Genomic DNA, 19,739 nt, shown 5'->3' on the forward strand with positions numbered 1-19,739 from the left:
TGCGCGGTTTTTCAGCGCCGTTAAAACCAGCGCTGCCGGGCGCTGTCGTAGGGTCCAAGGCCCTGCAAGCGCTTGCGGCATCGCGGTGTTCAAGTCGCCGCGCCGATATTTTCCTGGCCGATTAACAGGCATAATACTGTCATGACCGTACCTTACGATGCCCGACGTTCGATTGCCTCGTTGGTCGATCAGCTCGCTACACTGCTGCCCGGCCGCGGTGAAACGCTGGCCACCGCCGAGTCGTGCACCGGCGGCCTGATTGCGGCTGCCTGTACCGAGCGGGCCGGCAGCTCGGAATGGTTCGAGCGGGGGTTCGTGACGTATTCGAATGCGGCCAAGCACGAGAGTCTGGGCGTGGATGCGGATCTGATCGAACGCCATGGCGCGGTTAGTGAGCCCGTGGTCGCGGCCATGCTCGAAGGCACGCTCGGCCATAGTCCGGCCGACTGGGCCATTGCCGTATCCGGCGTTGCCGGCCCGAGTGGCGGCAGTGCGGACAAGCCGGTGGGCACGGTTTTTATCGGCTGGCGCGCGCGCGCGGCGGAGCCGGAAGTCGTGCGCTATCAGTTCGAGGGCGACCGGGACGAAGTGCGTAGCCAAAGCGTGGTCGCGGCCCTCGTGGGTTTGCGCGAGCGTATCGACGCCGGCTGAATCGAACCCCGGATCGTTCGTGGTCGACACGCAACCGCCGAGCGCAAACGTACAACGGCTGTTCTTTGCCTTGATGCCCCCGGCCGGGATCGCCAAGGCGATCGCAGCTCGTGGCCAGACGCTGGCGCTCGACGGGCGTGTGGTCGACACCAAGCGCTTGCATCTGACCCTGGCGTTTCTCGGCCGTATCGAGGCCGAGGCTTGTACGCAGCTATGCGAAAAAGCCAGCCGTGTGCAGGCGCCGGCATTTACTCTGGTGCTGGATCGGCTGGGCTGTTTCGTACGCCCGGGTATTGTCTGGCTGGGGCCATCGGCCGTACCGAGCCCATTGCTGGACTTGGCGGCGAAACTGGATAAAAATACAGCGTCGGCTATTGAGAAGGGGCGCTACCGGCCGCATGTCACGATCAGGCGCAAGGCCATGGCCGTCGAAGGCCGGGCGATCGTGCCGATCGAATGGCCGGTCAGCGATTTTTCCTTGATTGCCAGCGGCGAATCCGGCCGGCCGGGCATCTATCGCGAGCTGGGCCGATGGCCATTGGGCGCACGCTCGGTTGGGCCGCGCGGGCTATGAAATAATGGCGGGGCGCGTCACCATATCGCTGTGATCGATACGGCGATCGTATCCACGAACGACAAAGCGACGAGAATTATGGACGAAGATCGTAAAAAAGCACTGGCCGCTGCGCTGAGCCAGATCGAGCGCCAGTTCGGCAAGGGCTCGGTCATGCGGATGGGCGACCAGGACACCAGCAATATCCCGTCCATCTCCAGCGGTTCGCTCACCCTGGATATCGCGCTGGGTATCGGCGGTTATCCGCGCGGTCGCGTGGTCGAAATCTACGGCCCGGAATCGTCGGGCAAGACGACGCTTACGCTACAGGCGATCGCCGAATGCCAGAAGGCCGGCGGCACGGCCGCGTTCATCGACGCCGAGCACGCGCTGGACCCGACCTATGCCGAAGCGCTCGGCGTGGATATCGAAAACCTGCTGATTTCGCAGCCCGATACCGGCGAGCAAGCGCTCGAGATCGCGGACATGCTGGTGCGTTCGGCGGCCGTGGATATTGTGGTGGTCGACTCGGTGGCAGCGCTCACGCCCAAGGCGGAAATCGAAGGCGAAATGGGCGACTCCCATGTCGGTCTGCAGGCGCGCCTGATGAGCCAGGCACTGCGCAAGCTCACTGCGAACATCAAGCGTACCGGTACCACGGTGATGTTTATCAACCAGATCCGTATGAAGATCGGCGTGATGTTCGGCAGCCCCGAAACCACTACCGGCGGTAACGCGCTCAAGTTCTATGCTTCGGTACGCCTGGATATCCGCCGTATCGGCGCGATCAAGAAAGGCGACGAGGTCATCGGCAACGAAACCCGGGTGAAGGTGGTCAAGAACAAGATGGCGCCACCGTTTCGCAAGGCCGAATTCGAAATCCTCTACGGCGAGGGCAGCTCCCGCGAAGGCGAAATCATCGACCTGGGCGTGGCCAACAACCTCATCGAAAAAGCCGGCTCCTGGTATTCCTACAACGGCGATCGTGTCGGTCAGGGCAAGGACAATGCCCGCAACTTCCTCAAGGAAAACCCGGAAATCGCCCAGCAGCTCGAAAACGCACTGCGCGAAAAGCTGCTCGCGCCCAAGCGCAAGAAGAAGGACGAACAACCCGAGGCCGACGCTGCCGAAGGCGAAGCCGCAGACGATCTGCTGGGTTCGGCCCAGGGCGGCAAGAAAGGCTAGCGGCTTTCCGGTTCACGCAGCGACAAAGCGATGAGCCAGCCAACCGATAGCGACGAGCCGCTCGACCCCGAGGCCGAGCGGCTCGCAATCCGAAAACGGGCGATGGATATGCTCGCACGGCGCGAGCATGCGCCGGCGGAACTGGCGGCCAAGCTGTCCAAGCGCGGTCACGAGCGCGATCAGATCGATTCAGTGCTGGACGAACTGATCGACGACGGGCTGTTGTCGTCGAGCCGCTATGCCGATGCCATGGTGTCGTCGCGTGCGGCTCGCGGCATCGGCCCGGTGCGCATCCGCGCGGAATTGGCGGCGGTACAGATCGACGACGCCGAGATCGAACGCGCACTCGCCGACAGCGAAACCGACTGGAACACGCTCGCCGAGGAAGTACGCGCCAAACGCTTCGGCGCGGCCCAGCCCGAGGATTTTCCCGCCAAGGCCAAGCAGATGCGTTTTCTTCAACGCCGCGGCTTCGATATGGACATGCTCAACGCAGCCTTTGACGATTGAACGGCCGGGCGTCGACGCCCGGCCTGCCGGTGCCAAGGCATGCGTGACCACGCGCAAATGCCGGCAGGCCGCATCCGCAGCAGACCGGGCAGGTTGCCAGCGATCAGCTTCGTTCGGTCCTGTTTCATCAAGCAAACCGGTCCGCGAATGAACGCCAATAAACGCGAATACGAGCCAGCACTTTTTAGGTAAACCGTTGAGCATGCCGCGCGAACAGCAAGCCAAGTGGCCTGGCGCGATCTGTCTTTCGCCTTATTCGCGGGTCTTCGCGTTCATTTGCGGACAACCTGCTTGCTTGTGCATAGCCACCCGCGGTTCATGCATAGTCAACAGGTAACTTGTCAGCCCAAGCGTTGCCGCCGGGGAGTGCCTCATGAAAATCACCGCCGAAATCTGTGTCATTCCCATGGGCGCGGGTGTGTCCGTATCGCGTTTTATCGCCGCCTGTCAGCCGATTCTCGACAACGCCGGTCTGAATCCGGTCGCGCATGCCTACGGCACCAATGTGGAAGGCGATTGGGACGATGTGTTCGCCGCGTTCAAGCAGTGCCATCAGGCAATTCACGATCTAGGCGCGCCGCGGGTGTTCACCACCATCAAGCTGGGCAGTCGCAGCGACCGCGAACAAAGCAATCAGGACAAGCTCGATAGCCTGCGCCAGCAGGCTGACTGACAAGGCATTCAGCGGTAGGGCAGGCGGAAAGGCTCTGTTAAACTATCGCGCTATTTGCTTCCCGCTGATTTCGTAAGAGGCGCCTGCCCATGATGTCCACCAACGCGTTGCGTGCGCGTTTCGTCGAATATTTCGAACGGCACAAGCATCGATTCGTCGCCTCGAGCAGCCTGGTCCCGGCCTCCGACCCGACCCTGCTGTTCACCAATGCCGGCATGGTGCCGTTCAAGGATGTATTTCTGGGCCGCGACAAGCGCGACTACAGCCGTGCGGTGTCGTCGCAGCGCTGTGTGCGTGCCGGCGGCAAGCACAACGATCTCGAGAACGTCGGCTATACCGCGCGCCATCACACGTTTTTCGAGATGCTGGGCAATTTCAGCTTCGGCGATTATTTCAAGCGCGAAGCCATTCATTTCGCCTGGGAATTTCTCACCGTCGAACTCGGCCTGCCCAAGGACAAACTGTGGGTGACCGTCTACGAGGAAGACGAGGAAGCCGCGCGTATCTGGCTCGATGAAATTGGCGTGTCCGAGCAGAGTTTTTCGCGTATCGGCGCCAAGGACAATTTCTGGCAGATGGGCGATACCGGCCCCTGCGGGCCCTGTTCGGAGATCTTCTATGACCACGGCGATCATATTGCCGGTGGCCCGCCGGGTACGCCCGAAGAAGATGGCGATCGCTTTGTCGAGATCTGGAACCTCGTGTTCATGCAGTACGACCGCCAGCCGGACGGCACGATGGTCGATCTGCCGCGCCCGTCGATCGATACCGGCATGGGCCTGGAGCGTATTGCCGCGGTCATGCAGGGCACGCATGACAATTACGGTATCGATGTTTTCCAGACGCTGATCGCCGCCGCCGCGGATGCCGTGGGTATCGATGCCGACGAGGCCGAGCCCGCACACCAGGCGTCGCTCAAGGTGGTGGCCGATCATATCCGGGCCACCGCATTTCTGATTACCGATGGCGTCATGCCGTCCAACGAAGGCCGCGGCTACGTGCTGCGCCGGATCATGCGGCGTGCGATTCGCCATGGTCACAAGCTGGGCGCGACCGGCACGTTCTTCTACAAGCTGGTCGGGCCGCTGGTCGAACTCATGGGCGAGGCCTTTCCCGAGCTGGCCGAGGCGAAGGCCCAGATCGAGCGCGTGGTCGAGCAGGAAGAACAACGCTTCGCGCTCACGCTCGCCCAGGGCCTGCGTATTCTCGAAGACGCCATCGGCGCGATGAGCGGTACCGAAATCCCCGGCGAGACGGTATTCAAGCTCTACGATACCTACGGCTTCCCGGTCGATCTGACCAACGACGTCGCGCGCGAACGCGGTTTGACCCTGGATACGCGCGGCTTCGACGCCGAAATGTCGGCCCAGCGCGAGCGCGCACGGGCAGCCAGCCAGTTCGGTGCCGACTATCACGCCAAGATCGACGTGCAGTCGCCTACCGAATTCATCGGCTATACTGAAACCCGAGGCAATGCCCAGGTGGTCAGCCTGGTGCAGAACGAACAACCGGTGGAACGCCTGAGCGCGGGTGACGAGGGCGTGGTCGTACTCGATCGCACCCCGTTCTACGGCGAATCCGGCGGTCAGCTGGGCGACCACGGCGTGATCGACGCCGAGGGCGCGCGTTTCGTGGTCACGGATACACAGAAACAGAATGGTGTGTTCCTGCACTTCGGCCGGGTCGAATCCGGCGAATTCGCCGCCGGCCTGGTGGTGGATGCCCAGGTGGATACCGGCCGCCGTCAGGATATCGAGCTCAATCACACCGCCACCCATCTGTTGCATGCCGCGCTGCGTGAAACGCTGGGTACGCATGTACGCCAGAAAGGCTCGATGGTCGCGCCCGATCGGCTGCGTTTCGACTTCGCGCACTTCGAATCCGTCACGCCCGAGACGCTGGCCGATATCGAAGCCCAGGTGAATGCGCGCGTACGCGAAAATATTCAGGGCCAGTTCTATACCCGCAGCTACGACGAGGCCATTGCTGAAGGCGCGTTGGCCTTCTTCGGCGAGAAATACGGCGATGAAGTACGCGTTGTGCGTTTTGGCGATTACTCGGTGGAGCTGTGTGGCGGCACCCATGTGCCGGCCAGCGGCGCGATCGGCCTGGTCAAGATCACCGAAGAGCGCGGTGTGGCCGCGGGCGTGCGCCGCCTGGAGGCCGTGACCGGCGCGCATGCGCTCAAATGGGTACAGGACACGATGGCCCGCGAGATTCGGGTGGCCTCGCGTCTCAAGGCTGCGCCCACCGAGCTCGAAGACAAGCTCGATCGCATGCTCGAGCGTGTGGCCAGGCTGGAAAAACAGCTCGACCAGGCCAACCAGAAGCTTGCCGCCAGCCAGGGCGATGATCTGGCCGATGCCGCTCGCGAGATTGGCGGCGCCCAGGTCGTCATCCGGCGTATGGACGGCGCCGATCGCAAGGTACTGCGCGATACCGTGGACGCACTCAAGAACAAGCTCGAGAACGCGGTGGTGGTCCTGGGTGCGGCCAGCGACGGCAAGGTGGCCCTGATTGCCGGTGTGGCCAAGAATCAGAGCAAGACAGTGCCCGCGGGCGATCTGGTCAATTTCGTGGCCGAACAGGTCGGCGGCAAGGGCGGGGGGCGCCCCGATATGGCTCAGGCGGGCGGCAGCGACGCGAGCAAGCTCGATGAAGCGCTGGAAAGTGTCTACGCTTGGATCGAGCAGCGACTCGGGTAAGCTTAGGCGTACCAAGATTCACGACAGGCGTGATTGCGCGCCCGACAAGGAAAACGGGATTCATGGCACTCATTGTCCAGAAATACGGCGGTTCCTCCGTCGGCACGGTCGACAAGATCAAGCGTATCGCCGAAAAGATCAAAGGCTATCGCGACAACGGCGACGAAGTCGTGGTGGTGGTTTCAGCCATGGGCGGCGAAACCGATCGCCTGCAGGGCCTGGCCGAGGAGCTTGACGGCCGGCCGGTACCGCGCGAAATGGATGTGCTGCTGTCCACCGGCGAGCAGGTCACTATCGCGCTGTTGTCGATGGCCCTGCGCCATGCCGGCGTCTCGGCGCGTTCGTTTACCGGCTGGCAGGTGCCGATCCTCTCGGACGACGCGCACTCCAAGGCGCGTATCCAGAAAATCGAGCCCGCCAACCTGCGCAGCGCCCTGGACGAGGGCGATGTAGCGGTGGTCGCCGGTTTTCAGGGTATTACCGAGTCCAACGAAATATCGACCCTGGGCCGCGGCGGTTCGGATACGACGGCCGTCGCCCTGGCGGCTGCGCTGGATGCGGACGAATGCCAGATCTATACCGACGTGGACGGTGTCTACACCACCGATCCGCGCGTGGTATCCGGCGCGCGTCGTCTCGAACAGATCACCTTCGAAGAAATGCTGGAAATGGCCAGCCTCGGCTCCAAGGTGCTGCAGATTCGCGCGGTCGAGTTCGCCGGCAAGTACGGCGTGCCCCTGCGCGTGCTCTCCACCTTCGACGACGGCCCCGGCACGCTCATTACATTGGAGAAACAAGTGGAAGAACCGATCATCTCCGGCATCGCCTTCACCAAGGACGAAGCCCAGCTCACCGTACTCGGCGTGCCCGACAAGCCCGGCATTGCCTACGCGCTGCTCGGCCCGATCGGCGAGGCCAATATCGAAGTCGACATGATTCTTCAGAACGTGTCGGGCGACTCGTCCAGCGACTACACGCTCACCGACTTCACCTTTACCGTGCATACGCGCGATTTCGATGCGGCCAAGGAGCTGCTCGAGAAAGCCGCCAAGGATCTGGGCGCGCGTGAAGTCTCGGGCCAGGCCGGCATCGCCAAGGTATCGCTGGTGGGCGTGGGCATGCGTTCGCACGCCAATGTCGCCGCGCGCATGTTCAAGGCCCTGGCCAGCGAGAACATCAACCTGCGCATGATTTCGACCACCGAGATCAAGATCTCGATCGTGATTGAAACCAAGTACCTGGAACTGGCGGTACGCGCGCTGCACGATGAATTCGAGCTCGACGAAGAGCCCAAGAAGGTGGAAAGCGAGCTCACGCCGAGCGCGGAACAGGGCTAGATAGCACCCGTGCTGATCTTCGAACGTCGCGCCGGTGAGGGCGTACAGATCGGCGACGAAATCGAAGTACGGGTGCTCGATAGCGACGGCGAGCGAGTGCGCATCGCCGTCGAAGCCCCGCGGGGTGTGCGCGTTGAGAGCATCGACTCGGCGTACGAGAGCGGCGAATCGACAGACGATATGAAATGAAGTGGAATAAGGGGTTTACCCGCAAGGCTTAGCCGGGTATTATTCGCGGCCTTGAACGAATGAGAGTTCGTTTTCGCAAGGCCGCTACTCCGGTAAGTCGGTTTGTCGAACAGTCGACGCAAACGGCTTTTTAGAACGGCGATTGCGTTTCGCAGGACAACGATTTTTGGAGAGGTGGCCGAGTGGCTGAAGGCGCTCCCCTGCTAAGGGAGTAAGGGGTTTATAGCCCCTTCGAGGGTTCGAATCCCTCCCTCTCCGCCATGACAACCAGTCAAGGGCCCGTAGCTCAGTTGGATAGAGCGTGCGGCTACGAACCGCAAGGTCGGGAGTTCGAATCTTCCCGGGCCCGCCACTTGAAAGGGGTTGGACGCATTGAGCGTCCAACCCCTTTTTTTATGTGCTGGTCGCTATTTACAGCTTTCACCGCGCTATATCGCCCTCTACAGCGTGGCAACCAGCGTCTAACGTTCGAACACGCAATTAACTGCGTTGTGCCCTACGGGGATTGCGTGGTTTGTGTGTACGCTTTTGGGAAACCTGCTCCTGTGCCTGGTCGGCGCCTTTCTTTTCCTAGTGATCGTGGGCGCGATCTTGGCTGTTCTTTTCGATGTCGGCTCGGCGCCGTCCGATATCACGCAGGCGGCCGGGCAATCAGGCGACGCGAAAGTTGGCGTCTACTTGGTTGCATCGCTAGCCGTGGTCTCGCCATTAGGCGGTGTGCACGGGCTGTTTATTCGACCCAAGCGCCTGCGTGCGGCGCGGGTGCAGGAGCTGAACGAGCAGTTCCTGATCGATCACGACATCAGCGAGACGGGTGGCGAAGAGGTGACCCATGTTGATGGCGACGGTCATCGGCTGAGGCTGCTCGAAATCAATTCGCGGGAAGCGGTTTTTCTGGGTGTGGGGCGGCGTGGGAAGCGGGCCTATATCCGGCTGGATAATGAGGGTGTGATGCTAGAGTATTCGGGGCTTCAATGACCGAGAGACAGGCAAAGAGAATCCGTTGACCTGTCGCTTTCAGGAGCGGTGGCGTATGGACAAACACGTTGGGACAAGCGCGAGGTTGGCGCGCTGTTCTCGGCGGGGAAAGCAGCGACCTTTCGAAGCGGATATCTATTGTGCACCGGACCGTCGCCGTAATGCGCGGTCTGATAACTGGTTGTTATCGGACACCGTTATCGTGGCGTTTAAGTTATAAGTAACGGATTGAGTAGCGGTTTACAGTCGATTGCGAAGGAGAACATACTGAGCCGCCGTCAAAGGGTATGGTATGTACGCCTCGGTGTTTAAACTCACCGATTTATTCACAATACGCGACTTGAACGTCTCAGGTCTACAACCGTTGGCGTAGGTTTGCCGTTCAGGGCTGCGCTCGAACCGCGACGCGCGAAGGTGACCTTCACCTTCGAGCCGCATCGCATCGTAGATCTCCATCGACATCGCGTTACCCGGCCCTTCCAGTTTCGCCCCGCAATCAGGACCGACGGTTTTCGCTTGGCTATCCTGTCAGAGGCAGGCCATTCGCATCTGCTTTCGTCATGCGCGTTCAATGAATCCAACGAAAGGCTGGCGGGTGGTCTACCGCATTTCCGGGCCAGGTGATTTCTCACAGAATGAACGGGATTGACAAAACAGACGCAAACTGTCCCAGCCGTATGAAGCGATCTTGGAAGTTCGATAAGGTCGACGTGGATGCGTGGGTCAAAGCCGGCAGAGCCGGCGAAACGCAAAGCAACGATGAGAACTCCGAATGACCACCCGGGGCAGGTATCGCATCTCCTTCACGTCCGGCAGCCTGTATCACCGCGAATCGGTGAAGCTGGCCGAGCTGTACCTGTCGCTCCAAGACTGGGATGCGGTGCGTGCTCAAGCGCTGCGTGACAACCTGTTGCAGGCCAGAACGGAAAGCACGGCAAAGCGCACCTGTAGAGAGGCGATTGCACGCCTGAAGACGTTGGGCGAAAGCGAACTAACTTTCCTGGCCGAGGCAAGCCACCAGGACCAGGCACACCTCCTGTGGGTTGCGGTGTGCCGCCTGTACCGCTTTATCGCGGACTTTGCAGTGGAGGTACTTCACGAACGGTTTGTAGCGATGAAGCTGGATCTCAGCTTTGAGGATTTCGATGCCTTCTATAACCGTAAATCGGAATGGCATGACGAACTGGATAATGCCAGCGCCTCAACGCGCGATAAATTGCGGCAGGTCCTGTTCAGAATGCTGCGGGAGGCAGAGTTGTTAGCTAAGGACAAAACCATAAACGCAATACTGCTAAGCCCCAGCTTGATTGAGTTGCTGCGTCAGAACAATCCTGACGAGTTTTTTTACTTCCCAGTCTATGAATCCGATATCAGGGGGATGTCAGCTTGAGTAAGGACATTGCCAAAATGCCGATGCAGGAGCGACTGCAGCACCTGTTCAGTGTGGTTTCGGGCCAGCGATTCCTGAACAAACAGGGACTGGGTAATGAAGTGCCTTTCTTCATCTGCCCCCACCGGCCTGAAGAGGCGGTCGAAATAGAGCGTCTTCAGCGGCAGCTGGTTAACCGACTGGAGCAGGCGGGCATCCGGATCCTGAGCATCAATCTGTATGACCTGGCCGTCGATATTTTGAAACAAAGAGACATCTGGGACCAGGTATTGGAGCTCGAACCCACGGTCTCAAAGGATCAGCTGAAAGAACTGTTACAGGGAGTGCTGGACCCGGAAGCACACTTGGTACCCGCCATCGCGGCGAAGCTCCAATCCGTGGAATTCGACGTGCTGTTTCTGTCAGGGGTGGGCGAGGTCTTCCCTTACATACGCTCCCATAACGTGCTCAACAACTTACAAAGCACCGCCAAAGATCAGCCAACGGTGATGTTTTTCCCGGGATCTTACACCCACTCCCTGGAAACCGGAGCATCCCTGGACCTGTTCGGCAGGTTGCATGACGACAAGTACTACCGTGCGTTCAACATCTTTCATTACGAAGCCTGAGCGGACGACACGATTCGAGGCGTAATCATTAAGGGAAAGTGCAATGACATTGAAGAACATTTTTCTAAAGCCCGTTGACCGACCCATTGAAGGCGTTATCAAAGCCGACGATGAAGCCAGTCTTCGCCTCGAAATTGAAGAATACGTACTGACCAACGAAGTCGAAAAGCGCCTCGAAGAGTTCCTGGACGCTTACAACAACTATGAAGGGGCGAACGGTGTATGGGTCTCCGGCTTCTTCGGCTCGGGTAAGTCTCACCTGCTCAAGATGCTGGCCCTTCTGCTTGAAAACCGGGAGATGGATGGTGCTTCAACACTGGACCTTTTCCTTCCCAAGTGCAGCGAGAATGAAATTCTCCGGGGCGACCTGAAGCGAGCTGTCTCAATTCCGGCGAAGAGCATTCTGTTCAACATCGATCAGAAAGCCGATGTCATCAGCAAAACCCAGATCGATGCGCTTCTGGCCGTGTTCGTTAAAGTCTTTGACGAAATGTGCGGCTACTACGGCAAACAAGGGCACATCGCCCAGTTTGAGCGCGATCTGGACGGCCGTGGCCTGTACAAACAGTTCAAAGCCGAGTACGAGGCCATCGCCGGTCGCCCCTGGCATAAAGGACGGGAGCAAGCCCTTCTGGAAGGCCCAAATATCGCCAAAGCCTACGCCGCAGTGACCGGCGGCGACCCGCAGACGGCAGCGGGCATTCTCGACAAGTACCGCAGCGAATACCGGGTCTCAATCGAAGACTTCGCGGACAATGTGAATGCCTTCATCGAGAAGCAGGCGAAAGAGGGAGGTCACAAAGAGTTCCGTCTGAACTTCTTTGTGGACGAGGTCGGCCAGTACATTGCCGACAACACAAAGCTGATGACCAACCTGCAAACCATTGCCGAGAGCCTCGCCACCAAGTGTCGGGGCCGGGCCTGGATTATCGTCACCGCCCAGGAAGAGATGAAAGACGTTGTGGGCGAAATGGGCAAGCAGCAGGGCCACGACTTCTCGAAAATTCAGGCACGGTTCAATAACCGCATGAAGCTGTCCAGCGCGGACGTGGCGGAAGTCATCCAGAAGCGCCTGCTGGCCAAGACCGAAGAAGGCGTCAATCAGCTGTCGGACGTCTACCACGCACAGGCGAACAACTTCAAAACCCTCTTTGACTTCGCGGATGGATCGGCCACCTACCGGAACTTCCGGGACAGGGATCACTTCATCCACAGCTACCCCTTCGTCCCCTACCAGTTCGCGCTGTTTCAATCGGCGATCCAGAACCTGTCACAGCACAACGCCTTCGAGGGTAAACACAGTTCCGTCGGTGAACGCTCCATGCTAGGGGTTTTCCAGCAGGTCGCCATCCACATCGGCAACCATGAGGTGGGCCAACTGGCCACCTTTGACCTGATGTTTGAAGGCATCCGCTCCGCACTGAAATCACAAATACAGCGGGCGATTATTCAGGCCGAAAACCACCTCGATAATGCCTTCGCTATCCGGTTGCTGAAGGCCCTGTTCCTGGTCAAATACGTCAAGGAATTCAAGCCCACGGTGCGCAACCTTTGCGTGCTGATGCTGGATGCCTTCGATCAGGATCTGCCGGCACTTCGCACTGAGGTCGAGGAAGCTCTGAGCCTTCTGGAGCAGCAGACCTACATTCAGCGCAATGGGGATCAATACGAGTACCTGACGGACGAGGAAAAGGACGTCGAGCAGGAAATCAAGAACACAGAGGTCGAGTCATCGGACGTCGCGGACGAGCTGGAAAAGATCGTTTTCGACTTTGTCATCAAGCAACGCAAGATCCGTTATGACGCCGGCTCCTCCCAGAATCAGGGGCAGGACTACTCCTATTCGCGCAAACTGGATGATCGCCTGCATGGGCGTGAATACGAGCTCTCCATTAATGTCATCAGCCCGTTCCACGAGCATACCGACAACGAGCAGATGCTGCGCACAGCGTCGACCTACAAGGCGGACGAGCTGTTCGTGCTCATGCCGTCGGACGAGCGCCTGGTGCGCGATTTGCTCATGTTCAAGCGCACCGAGAAGTACATCAAGCAGAATATCTCCGTTACCCAGCAGGAAGCCGTCAAGCGGATCTTGAATGATAAGGGCTTCCAGAACCGTGAGCGCGAGGCCAGGCTCCGGCAGCAGGTTCAGACCCTCATTGGCAAGTCCAAGTTGCTCATTGGCGGCGCCGATGTGGAAGTGGCGAATGAGGACCCCCAGACCCGCATTATTCGGGGCTTCCATGAGCTGATTTCACGGGCTTACCCCAACCTCCGCATGTTGCGCGGCGTTTCCTACACGGAAAACGACATCAGCAATTGCCTCAACCGCACAGACGATGGCCTTTTCGGTAATGACGCCACGGCCCTGGCGGAATCCGAGCAAGAGGTGCTGGCATTCATTCAGAGCAACAATCGGGGCGGTGTCCGCACCACCCTCAAGAGCCTGCTGGAAAAGTTCGAACGCAAACCCTACGGCTGGTATTACGCCGCGATTCTCTGCACGCTGGCCAACCTTTGTGCCCGTGGCAAGGTGGAGGTTCGTCTCGACGGTAACATCCTGGAGGACAGCGAGTTGGAGCGCGCCCTGCGTAACACTCACGGCCACGGCAACGTGGTGCTGGAACCACAGATTGAGTTCACCGCCTCTCAGGTCCGAGCCCTCAAGTCGTTCTACGAGGACTTCTTCGACTGCCCGCCCCGCAGCAGCGAAGCCAAGGCCCTGGGTAAAGAGGCCGGCGAAGCCTTCCAGGACATGTACCACGACCTGGATCGGCGGATAGCGCAGGTCGATCAGTACCCGTTTCTCAATGCCTTGAAACCTGCCCTGGTGACGCTGAAAGAGGTCGCCGGAAAGCCCTACACCTGGCACCTGACGGAATTGGGCAAGCAGGAAGACCAGCTGCTGGACCTGAAAGAGGATGTCATCGACCCCATCCGCAAGTTTATGGGCGGTTCACAAAAAGACATCTACAACCAGGCTCGGTCCTTCCTGCAGAGCCAGGAGCCCAACTTCATCTATGTGTCCGGGGACGAGATCGAGCAGATCCGCACCATCCTGAACGACCCCAACTGCTACAAAGGGAATCGCATTCAGCAGCTCAAGGGCCAACTGGATAGCCTGCAGGAGCGCATCGACGAGAAAGTGCAGCAAACCCGAGCTCAGGCAGAAACCTCCCTGAAGACCATGCAGGAACGCATGCAAAGTATGGACGAATATCAGTCCCTGCCGGGACCACGCCAGGATGAGCTCAACAAACCGTTCCGGGATCTGGTCGACTACATCGGGCAGGAGCGCCTGATTGCCGTGATCAAGGACCGTACCCGGTACTTTGAAGAAGAGGGCTACCAGAAGCTGCTGGGCAAAATGGTGGCGCTGGCCAATCAAAAATCAGCACCGGCAGACGACTCCCAGCAGCCTCAGGGTAGCCAGGACGAGGACGAGAATAAGGGGCAGTCTCACGAGGTCAAGGAATCGCCCGCCGACTATGTTCACACCCGCAACCTCCGTGTCGCGTTCGACAAGGCCTGGTTGGCCGACGAGCGGGATGTGGACCGGTACCTGAATGCCTTGCGCGAGGCCCTGCTGGTTGAAGTCCAGCAAGGGCGCAAGGTCCAGATCTAAGCGTGCCGAACCGTCTAATCGGTCAAAGTTGGGGATAGCCATGCACGAAGCCGAACAGGAAATCCAGGCGCTCATTCGCGGCGGCGAAAACCTTGCCGTCGAATTCAAGAGCGACGTCAAGAGCCTGCCGGACCGGGATCTGGTAGCCGCGGTGGTGGCCCTGGCCAACACCGAGGGCGGCGACCTTTTCCTGGGCGTTGAAGACGATGGCACCCCGACCGGGCTGCATGCCAACCACCGCAACCTCGCCGGCCTGCCCGCACTGATTGCCAATAAGACCATCCCCTCGCTGGCCGTGCGCGTTGAGGCCCTGGAGCTGGAGGGGCAACCTATTGCCAGGATCCAGGTGCCCAAGTCCCGGCAGCTGGTGTCGACCTCGGATGGCCTGCTGCAACGTCGGCGCCTGAGAATGGACGGCACTCCGGAGGCCGTGCCCTTCTACCCCCATGAGTTTGTTCAGCGCCAGTCCAGCCTGGGAGTAACGGACCCCTCTGCCTTGCCGCTGGAAAACCTGGCGGTTGAAGACCTGGACCCGATTCAGCGCATCCGCATCCGCAACGCCATCAAGAAATACGGCGGCGACCAGAGCCTGACGCCCCTGGCGGACGATGAGCTGGACGGCGCCCTGGGGCTGACCGTGAACGTGGGAGGCCAGCGTCACCCCACCGTGGCAGGGCTGCTGCTGTTGGGGAACGACATGCAGCTCCGACAGCACCTGCCCTCCCACGAGGTAGCGTTCCAGGTGCTGCGCGGAACCGATGTGCTGGTCAATGAGTTCTACCGCAAACCGCTGCTGGAGACCTTCGAAGAGGTCGAGGTGCTCTTCCGCGCCCGAGTGGAGGAAGAGGAAATTCAAGTCGGCCTGTTTCGCGTGCCCATCCCCAACTTCGACCGCCGGGCCTTCCGGGAAGCTTTCGTAAACGCCCTGGTTCACCGCGACTACAGCGCCCTGGGCGCCGTACACGTCAAACTGGACGACGACGGCCTGAGCATCAGCAATCCCGGTGGATTTGTGGAAGGCGTCAACCTGGACAACCTGCTGGTGGCCGACCCTCGCTCCCGTAACCCCTTGCTGGCTGACATTATCAAGCGCATCGGCCTTGCCGAACGCACTGGCCGGGGCATCGACCGGATCTTCGAGGGCATGCTCCGCTACGGGCGTACCGCCCCCGACTACTCCATGTCGTCCGCACATACCGTCTCCGTGCGCATGAGCGCGGCAGACGCAGACGCCGAATTCCTGCGCATGATCGTCGAGCGCGAGGAACAGACCGGCGCCGCCATGCCCATCGACAGCCTGATTATCCTGTCCCGGCTGCGCAATGAGCGGCGTTTAAGAACGGCAGACCTGGCCAAGTCGGTACAGAAGCCGGAAACCGTGGTCCGGGGCACCCTGGAGAAACTGGTGGAAGCCGGCATGGTGGAAGCCCACGGCACCGGCAAGGGCCGCACCTACACCCTGAGCGCCAAGGTATATCAAGGAGCGGGGCAAAAGGCCGCCTATGTACGCCAGGCAGGGTTTGATCCTATCCAGCAAGAGCAGATGGTGCTGAATTTCATCGATACCCACGGCAGCATCAAACGAGCGGATGCCGCTGATCTGTGCCATATCAGCCCTTTCCAGGCCACTCGGCTGCTCAACCGCTTGAAAGACAAGGGCGTGATACGCCCGTTAGGCCAGGGCAAGGGGACCCGATATGAGCGAAGCTGATAAAATACGTGCGGCGCACGAAAAATACGAGCAGATACGAGCGGTGCGCGTATTTTCGTGCTGTCAGCACCATAGTTTGGAGCCGAGCCCCATAGTGATATTTGAGCGAATTGACTTCCCAACGCTACATAAGGATGACGTATGAACAGAACCGATGCTGAAGCATTGCTGCGTACTGCGGTGGGAAACGCAGCCGCAAGCTTCCGTAGTGGCCAATGGGAAGCCATTGATGCTTTGGTAAATCAGCGCCAAAAGCTACTGGTGGTTCAACGAACCGGGTGGGGCAAAAGCTCTGTCTATTTCATAGCGACCCGAATCATGCGTGATCAGGGCTATGGGCCCACCATCATTGTCTCGCCTTTGCTGGCCTTGATGCGTAATCAGATTGAATCAGCTCGAAGACTGGGTATTCACGCGATCACCATCAACTCTACCAACCGTGATCAAGCGGAAGCATTGATCCAGCAGGTACATACAAACCAGGTGGATTGTTTGTTGATCTCACCGGAAAAGCTGGCCAACGAGCAGTTTGTTGAGCAAGCGCTCCATCCTATTCTGGATAACGTAGGGTTATTGGTTGTGGATGAAGCGCACTGTATCTCGGACTGGGGGCACGACTTTAGACCGGATTATCGTCGCCTGCTCAATATTTTGCGCCAGATGCCCCCCAACATGCCGGTATTAGGTACAACGGCCACAGCCAATGATCGGGTCATCACAGATGTTGTTGATCAGTTGGGTGATATTGAGGTGCTCCGCGGCCCTTTGGTTCGCGATAGCTTGTCCCTTCAAAACATTGTCCTTGCAGATCAGGCAAGTCGTCTCGCCTGGCTGTCAGAAACAATACCGACTCTGCAGGGGGCTGGAATCGTCTATGTGCTTACAAAGCGAGATGCAGAACAGGTAAAAAGCTGGCTGTTGAGTCAGGGAATTGATGCCAAGGCCTACTACAGCGGCATTGAGCATTCTGATTTCGAGAACTCCGATCAGTACCGGGAGCATCTGGAAGATCTGCTGCTCAACAATCAGCTGAAGGTGCTTGTAGCCACGACGGCATTGGGCATGGGTTACGACAAACCCGATCTTCACTTCGTTATTCACTACCAAACACCGGGCTCAATCGTATCCTATTACCAGCAAGTAGGCCGGGCCGGACGCGGTATTGACGAGTCTCTCGGCATTCTGCTTTCAGGGGCGGAGGATGAGCGTATTCACGACTTTTTCCGTCGCTCCGCATTTCCGAATCAGCCCCAGATTAACCAGGTGCTTTCCGTTCTCGAAGACAGTGATGGCTTATCTGTACCGAAACTGGAAGAACACTTGAATATGCGTAAAGGGCAAATCGAAAAAGTCCTTAAATTTCTGAGCGTGGAGAACCCTGCGCCTGTATACAAAGCGGGCAGCCAATGGACAAGAACACCGGTTGCTTACCAGCTAGATCATGACCAAGTCCAGCGGCTCACGAACATGCGAGAGCAGGAGTGGCAAGAAATCCAGGAGTACACGACAACTTCGGGCTGCTTGATGGAATATCTGCGAAGGTCTCTTGATGACCCGGAGGCGCAACCCTGTGGCAAGTGCGCTAACTGTCTTGGTGCGCCGCTGGTCAGTGCCTCGCCCGATCGCCAAAGAGTCATTGCTGCAGCGCAGTTCCTTCGCCACTCAGAATTCGTTTTCAAACCCAAGGTTCAAGTGGCCGCCAATGGGTTTCCGCAATACGGATTGCGAGGGAACCTGCCACAAAACCTCAGAGCGCAGGAAGGCAGAGTACTTAGTCGGTGGGCTGACGCAGCATGGGGCGGTTTCGTCGAACAGGACAAACATGGGGGCTATTTCCGGGATGAATTAGTGGACGCCATGGCGGAAATGATTCAGCAGCGTTGGCAGCCAACGCCACGGCCTGAGTGGGTCACCTGCGTACCCTCGCTCAAGCACCCCGAATTGGTGCCGGAGTTTGCGCGGCGGCTGGCGAATAAACTGGGTCTGCCATTCCATCCGGTAATCTCCAAAGTGCAGGATAACGAACCACAAAAACTACAGAACAACCGCTATCACCAGTGCAGCAACCTGGATGGAGTGTTCGCGGTTGATGCAGGCCTCCCTTCCGGCCCAGTCCTATTGGTGGACGATGTCGTCGATTCCGGTTGGACCATGACCGTTCTGGCAGCCTTACTTCGGCAACAAGGCAGTGGCGAAGTCTATCCGGTCGCTCTTGCTTCTTCTGCAACGGGGGATTGACGAATGCTCGCTGCTAAAACACAGGCAATCCTGTTACTGACCGCCTACTTTTCCAGGTCAACAAGCTCAGAAGCAAAGCCCCTCACGAATAAAGAGTGGGGGCGTTTTGCCTTCTGGTTGAAGAACCAGGGGATGTACCCCGAGGACCTCTTGACTGGAGACCTCAGTCAAAAACTGGCGGGATGGACAGACACCAAGATTACATCTGACCGCGTTCAAACCCTGCTCAATCGTGGGTCCGCCCTGGCAATGGCGATGGAAAAATGGACCCGCTCCGGCTTATGGGTGTTGACGCGCTCAGACAGTGATTACCCCAAACGTCTTAAAGCACGCCTAGGCAATGATGCACCCCCTGTCTTTTTCGGATGCGGCAACCGCAATCTCCTGAGCCAGGGTGGCATTGCTGTCATCGGCTCCCGTAAGACCTCTGATGCGGATCTTCAGTTTAGCCGCGATATGGGAGCTAAGTCCGCAAACGATGGGCGATCTGTCGTATCCGGCGGTGCAAAAGGCGTCGATGAAGCCGCCATGCTGGGTGCCCTTGAGTCTGAAGGTACGGCAATTGGGATTCTCGCCAATGACCTGCTGCGCGTCGCTACCTCCGTAAAGTACAGAAAGTACCTGATGGCGAACAACCTGGTTCTGCTCTCGCCTTTTTATCCCGAGGCCGGCTTCAATGCCGGCAATGCCATGCAGCGCAACAAGTACATCTATTGCCTGTCGGATGCGGCTATTGCCGTGCATTCCGGAACCTCAGGTGGAACCTGGAACGGGGTGCTAGAAAACATAAAGCACAACTGGGTACCTATGTGGATCAAGCCTACCGACGACCCGGAGGCCGGCAATGCCACACTGGTGCAAAAAGGCGCTAAATGGCTACCTGAAAATCTCGCTGAAATCGACCTTGACCACTTGCTGCGAACCGCAGATTCATCTGCAGATCAGGGTGCTGATTTATTTGCTCAAAACCAGACAGAAACCGTGCTCGAGGTGATTATAAACGAACCTCTGGCTGATACGGGTCAACAAGAAGAAAACGAAGTGGCGTCGGATGAGGTTGCCAAAGAGACTGCTGAAGACGCTTCCAAGCCTTCACCAAAGCAGGAACACGCAACACCTTCGCCTGTTTCGAGTGACCAATGCGAAGAAAAAACAGCTCTTACGCAGCTTTCCTTGTACGACCACTTTCTCCTGCTGCTTAGAAATGAAACAGGCTCACCAAAAACCATTGATGAATTGCTGGAAACTACACAGCTTCACAAAACCCAGCTTAACGAATGGTTAAAACAGGCTGTCGCGGATGACAAGGTGACCAAGTTAAATCGCCCGGTTCGGTATCAGTGGGTGGAAGACAATCAGCGCAAGATGTTCGAGGATCAGTAGTCT

General features: G+C 58.6%; 15 protein-coding genes and 2 tRNA genes. All 17 read left to right on the top strand.

The genetic code is table 11. The features are described 5' to 3' along the window. The first annotated feature begins 141 nt into the window (after positions 1-141). The gene (locus T5B8_RS05365; protein WP_353176895.1) at positions 142-651 is read left to right on the top strand and encodes a CinA family protein; all 510 of its coding nucleotides are present in this window, start codon (positions 142-144) and stop codon (positions 649-651) included. Between the two features lie 19 nt (positions 652-670). After that, entirely contained in the window at positions 671-1,225 is a 555-nt protein-coding gene (gene thpR, locus T5B8_RS05370) for an RNA 2',3'-cyclic phosphodiesterase (RefSeq protein ID WP_353176897.1), read from the top strand. Positions 1,226-1,303: 78 nt separating this feature from the next. Then, on the top strand, positions 1,304-2,389 hold the full coding sequence (gene recA / locus T5B8_RS05375; RefSeq protein WP_353176899.1) for a recombinase RecA: 1,086 nt from the start codon (positions 1,304-1,306) through the stop codon (positions 2,387-2,389). A gap of 30 nt (positions 2,390-2,419) precedes the next feature. After that, positions 2,420-2,899: a regulatory protein RecX gene (locus T5B8_RS05380; protein WP_353176901.1), complete on the top strand. Its 480-nt coding sequence runs from the start codon at positions 2,420-2,422 to the stop codon at positions 2,897-2,899. A gap of 373 nt (positions 2,900-3,272) precedes the next feature. Next, positions 3,273-3,572, top strand: a complete 300-nt coding sequence (locus T5B8_RS05385; RefSeq protein WP_353176903.1) for an MTH1187 family thiamine-binding protein — start codon at positions 3,273-3,275, stop codon at positions 3,570-3,572. Between the two features lie 92 nt (positions 3,573-3,664). Next, the gene (gene alaS / locus T5B8_RS05390; protein WP_353176985.1) at positions 3,665-6,277 is read left to right on the top strand and encodes an alanine--tRNA ligase; all 2,613 of its coding nucleotides are present in this window, start codon (positions 3,665-3,667) and stop codon (positions 6,275-6,277) included. Between the two features lie 62 nt (positions 6,278-6,339). Continuing rightward, complete coding sequence (locus T5B8_RS05395) at positions 6,340-7,614, top strand: aspartate kinase (RefSeq protein WP_353176905.1); 1,275 nt, start codon at positions 6,340-6,342, stop codon at positions 7,612-7,614. A gap of 9 nt (positions 7,615-7,623) precedes the next feature. After that, the gene (locus T5B8_RS05400; RefSeq protein WP_353176907.1) at positions 7,624-7,803 is read left to right on the top strand and encodes a carbon storage regulator; all 180 of its coding nucleotides are present in this window, start codon (positions 7,624-7,626) and stop codon (positions 7,801-7,803) included. 168 nt (positions 7,804-7,971) lie between these two features. Continuing rightward, positions 7,972-8,064, top strand: a tRNA-Ser gene (locus T5B8_RS05405). A 14-nt stretch (positions 8,065-8,078) separates the two neighbouring features. Next, positions 8,079-8,155 (top strand) — tRNA-Arg (locus tag T5B8_RS05410). 164 nt (positions 8,156-8,319) lie between these two features. Then, a complete protein-coding gene (locus T5B8_RS05415; protein ID WP_353176909.1) occupies positions 8,320-8,781 on the top strand; it encodes a hypothetical protein in 462 nt (153 codons plus the stop codon). Positions 8,782-9,553: 772 nt separating this feature from the next. After that, positions 9,554-10,171, top strand: a complete 618-nt coding sequence (locus T5B8_RS05420) for a DUF1819 family protein (protein ID WP_353176910.1) — start codon at positions 9,554-9,556, stop codon at positions 10,169-10,171. A 17-nt stretch (positions 10,172-10,188) separates the two neighbouring features. Further along, complete coding sequence (locus T5B8_RS05425; protein WP_353176987.1) at positions 10,189-10,779, top strand: DUF1788 domain-containing protein; 591 nt, start codon at positions 10,189-10,191, stop codon at positions 10,777-10,779. A gap of 43 nt (positions 10,780-10,822) precedes the next feature. Beyond that, the gene (brxC, locus tag T5B8_RS05430) at positions 10,823-14,404 is read left to right on the top strand and encodes a BREX system P-loop protein BrxC (protein WP_353176912.1); all 3,582 of its coding nucleotides are present in this window, start codon (positions 10,823-10,825) and stop codon (positions 14,402-14,404) included. 40 nt (positions 14,405-14,444) lie between these two features. After that, positions 14,445-16,115, top strand: a complete 1,671-nt coding sequence (locus T5B8_RS05435) for an ATP-binding protein (protein ID WP_353176913.1) — start codon at positions 14,445-14,447, stop codon at positions 16,113-16,115. 141 nt (positions 16,116-16,256) lie between these two features. After that, positions 16,257-18,353, top strand: coding sequence for a RecQ family ATP-dependent DNA helicase (locus T5B8_RS05440; protein ID WP_159177830.1), 2,097 nt, complete (start codon positions 16,257-16,259; stop codon positions 18,351-18,353). 3 nt (positions 18,354-18,356) lie between these two features. Beyond that, complete coding sequence (locus T5B8_RS05445) at positions 18,357-19,736, top strand: DNA-processing protein DprA (protein WP_159177829.1); 1,380 nt, start codon at positions 18,357-18,359, stop codon at positions 19,734-19,736. Positions 19,737-19,739 lie beyond the last annotated feature (3 nt).

This window comes from Salinisphaera sp. T5B8 (assembly GCF_040361255.1).
Lineage (GTDB): Bacteria > Pseudomonadota > Gammaproteobacteria > Nevskiales > Salinisphaeraceae > Salinisphaera.

What these genes read in the sequence shown, in the direction of transcription:
- brxC (WP_353176912.1), top strand. Translation starts at nt 10,823, where the DNA reads ATGACATTGAAGAACATTTTTCTAAAGCCCGTTGACCGACCCATTGAA.
- recA (WP_353176899.1), top strand. Translation starts at nt 1,304, where the DNA reads ATGGACGAAGATCGTAAAAAAGCACTGGCCGCTGCGCTGAGCCAGATC.
- T5B8_RS05440 (WP_159177830.1), top strand. Translation starts at nt 16,257, where the DNA reads ATGAACAGAACCGATGCTGAAGCATTGCTGCGTACTGCGGTGGGAAAC.
- T5B8_RS05365 (WP_353176895.1), top strand. Translation starts at nt 142, where the DNA reads ATGACCGTACCTTACGATGCCCGACGTTCGATTGCCTCGTTGGTCGAT.
- alaS (WP_353176985.1), top strand. Translation starts at nt 3,665, where the DNA reads ATGTCCACCAACGCGTTGCGTGCGCGTTTCGTCGAATATTTCGAACGG.
- T5B8_RS05445 (WP_159177829.1), top strand. Translation starts at nt 18,357, where the DNA reads ATGCTCGCTGCTAAAACACAGGCAATCCTGTTACTGACCGCCTACTTT.
- T5B8_RS05425 (WP_353176987.1), top strand. Translation starts at nt 10,189, where the DNA reads ATGCCGATGCAGGAGCGACTGCAGCACCTGTTCAGTGTGGTTTCGGGC.
- T5B8_RS05380 (WP_353176901.1), top strand. Translation starts at nt 2,420, where the DNA reads ATGAGCCAGCCAACCGATAGCGACGAGCCGCTCGACCCCGAGGCCGAG.
- T5B8_RS05435 (WP_353176913.1), top strand. Translation starts at nt 14,445, where the DNA reads ATGCACGAAGCCGAACAGGAAATCCAGGCGCTCATTCGCGGCGGCGAA.
- T5B8_RS05420 (WP_353176910.1), top strand. Translation starts at nt 9,554, where the DNA reads ATGACCACCCGGGGCAGGTATCGCATCTCCTTCACGTCCGGCAGCCTG.
- T5B8_RS05385 (WP_353176903.1), top strand. Translation starts at nt 3,273, where the DNA reads ATGAAAATCACCGCCGAAATCTGTGTCATTCCCATGGGCGCGGGTGTG.
- T5B8_RS05395 (WP_353176905.1), top strand. Translation starts at nt 6,340, where the DNA reads ATGGCACTCATTGTCCAGAAATACGGCGGTTCCTCCGTCGGCACGGTC.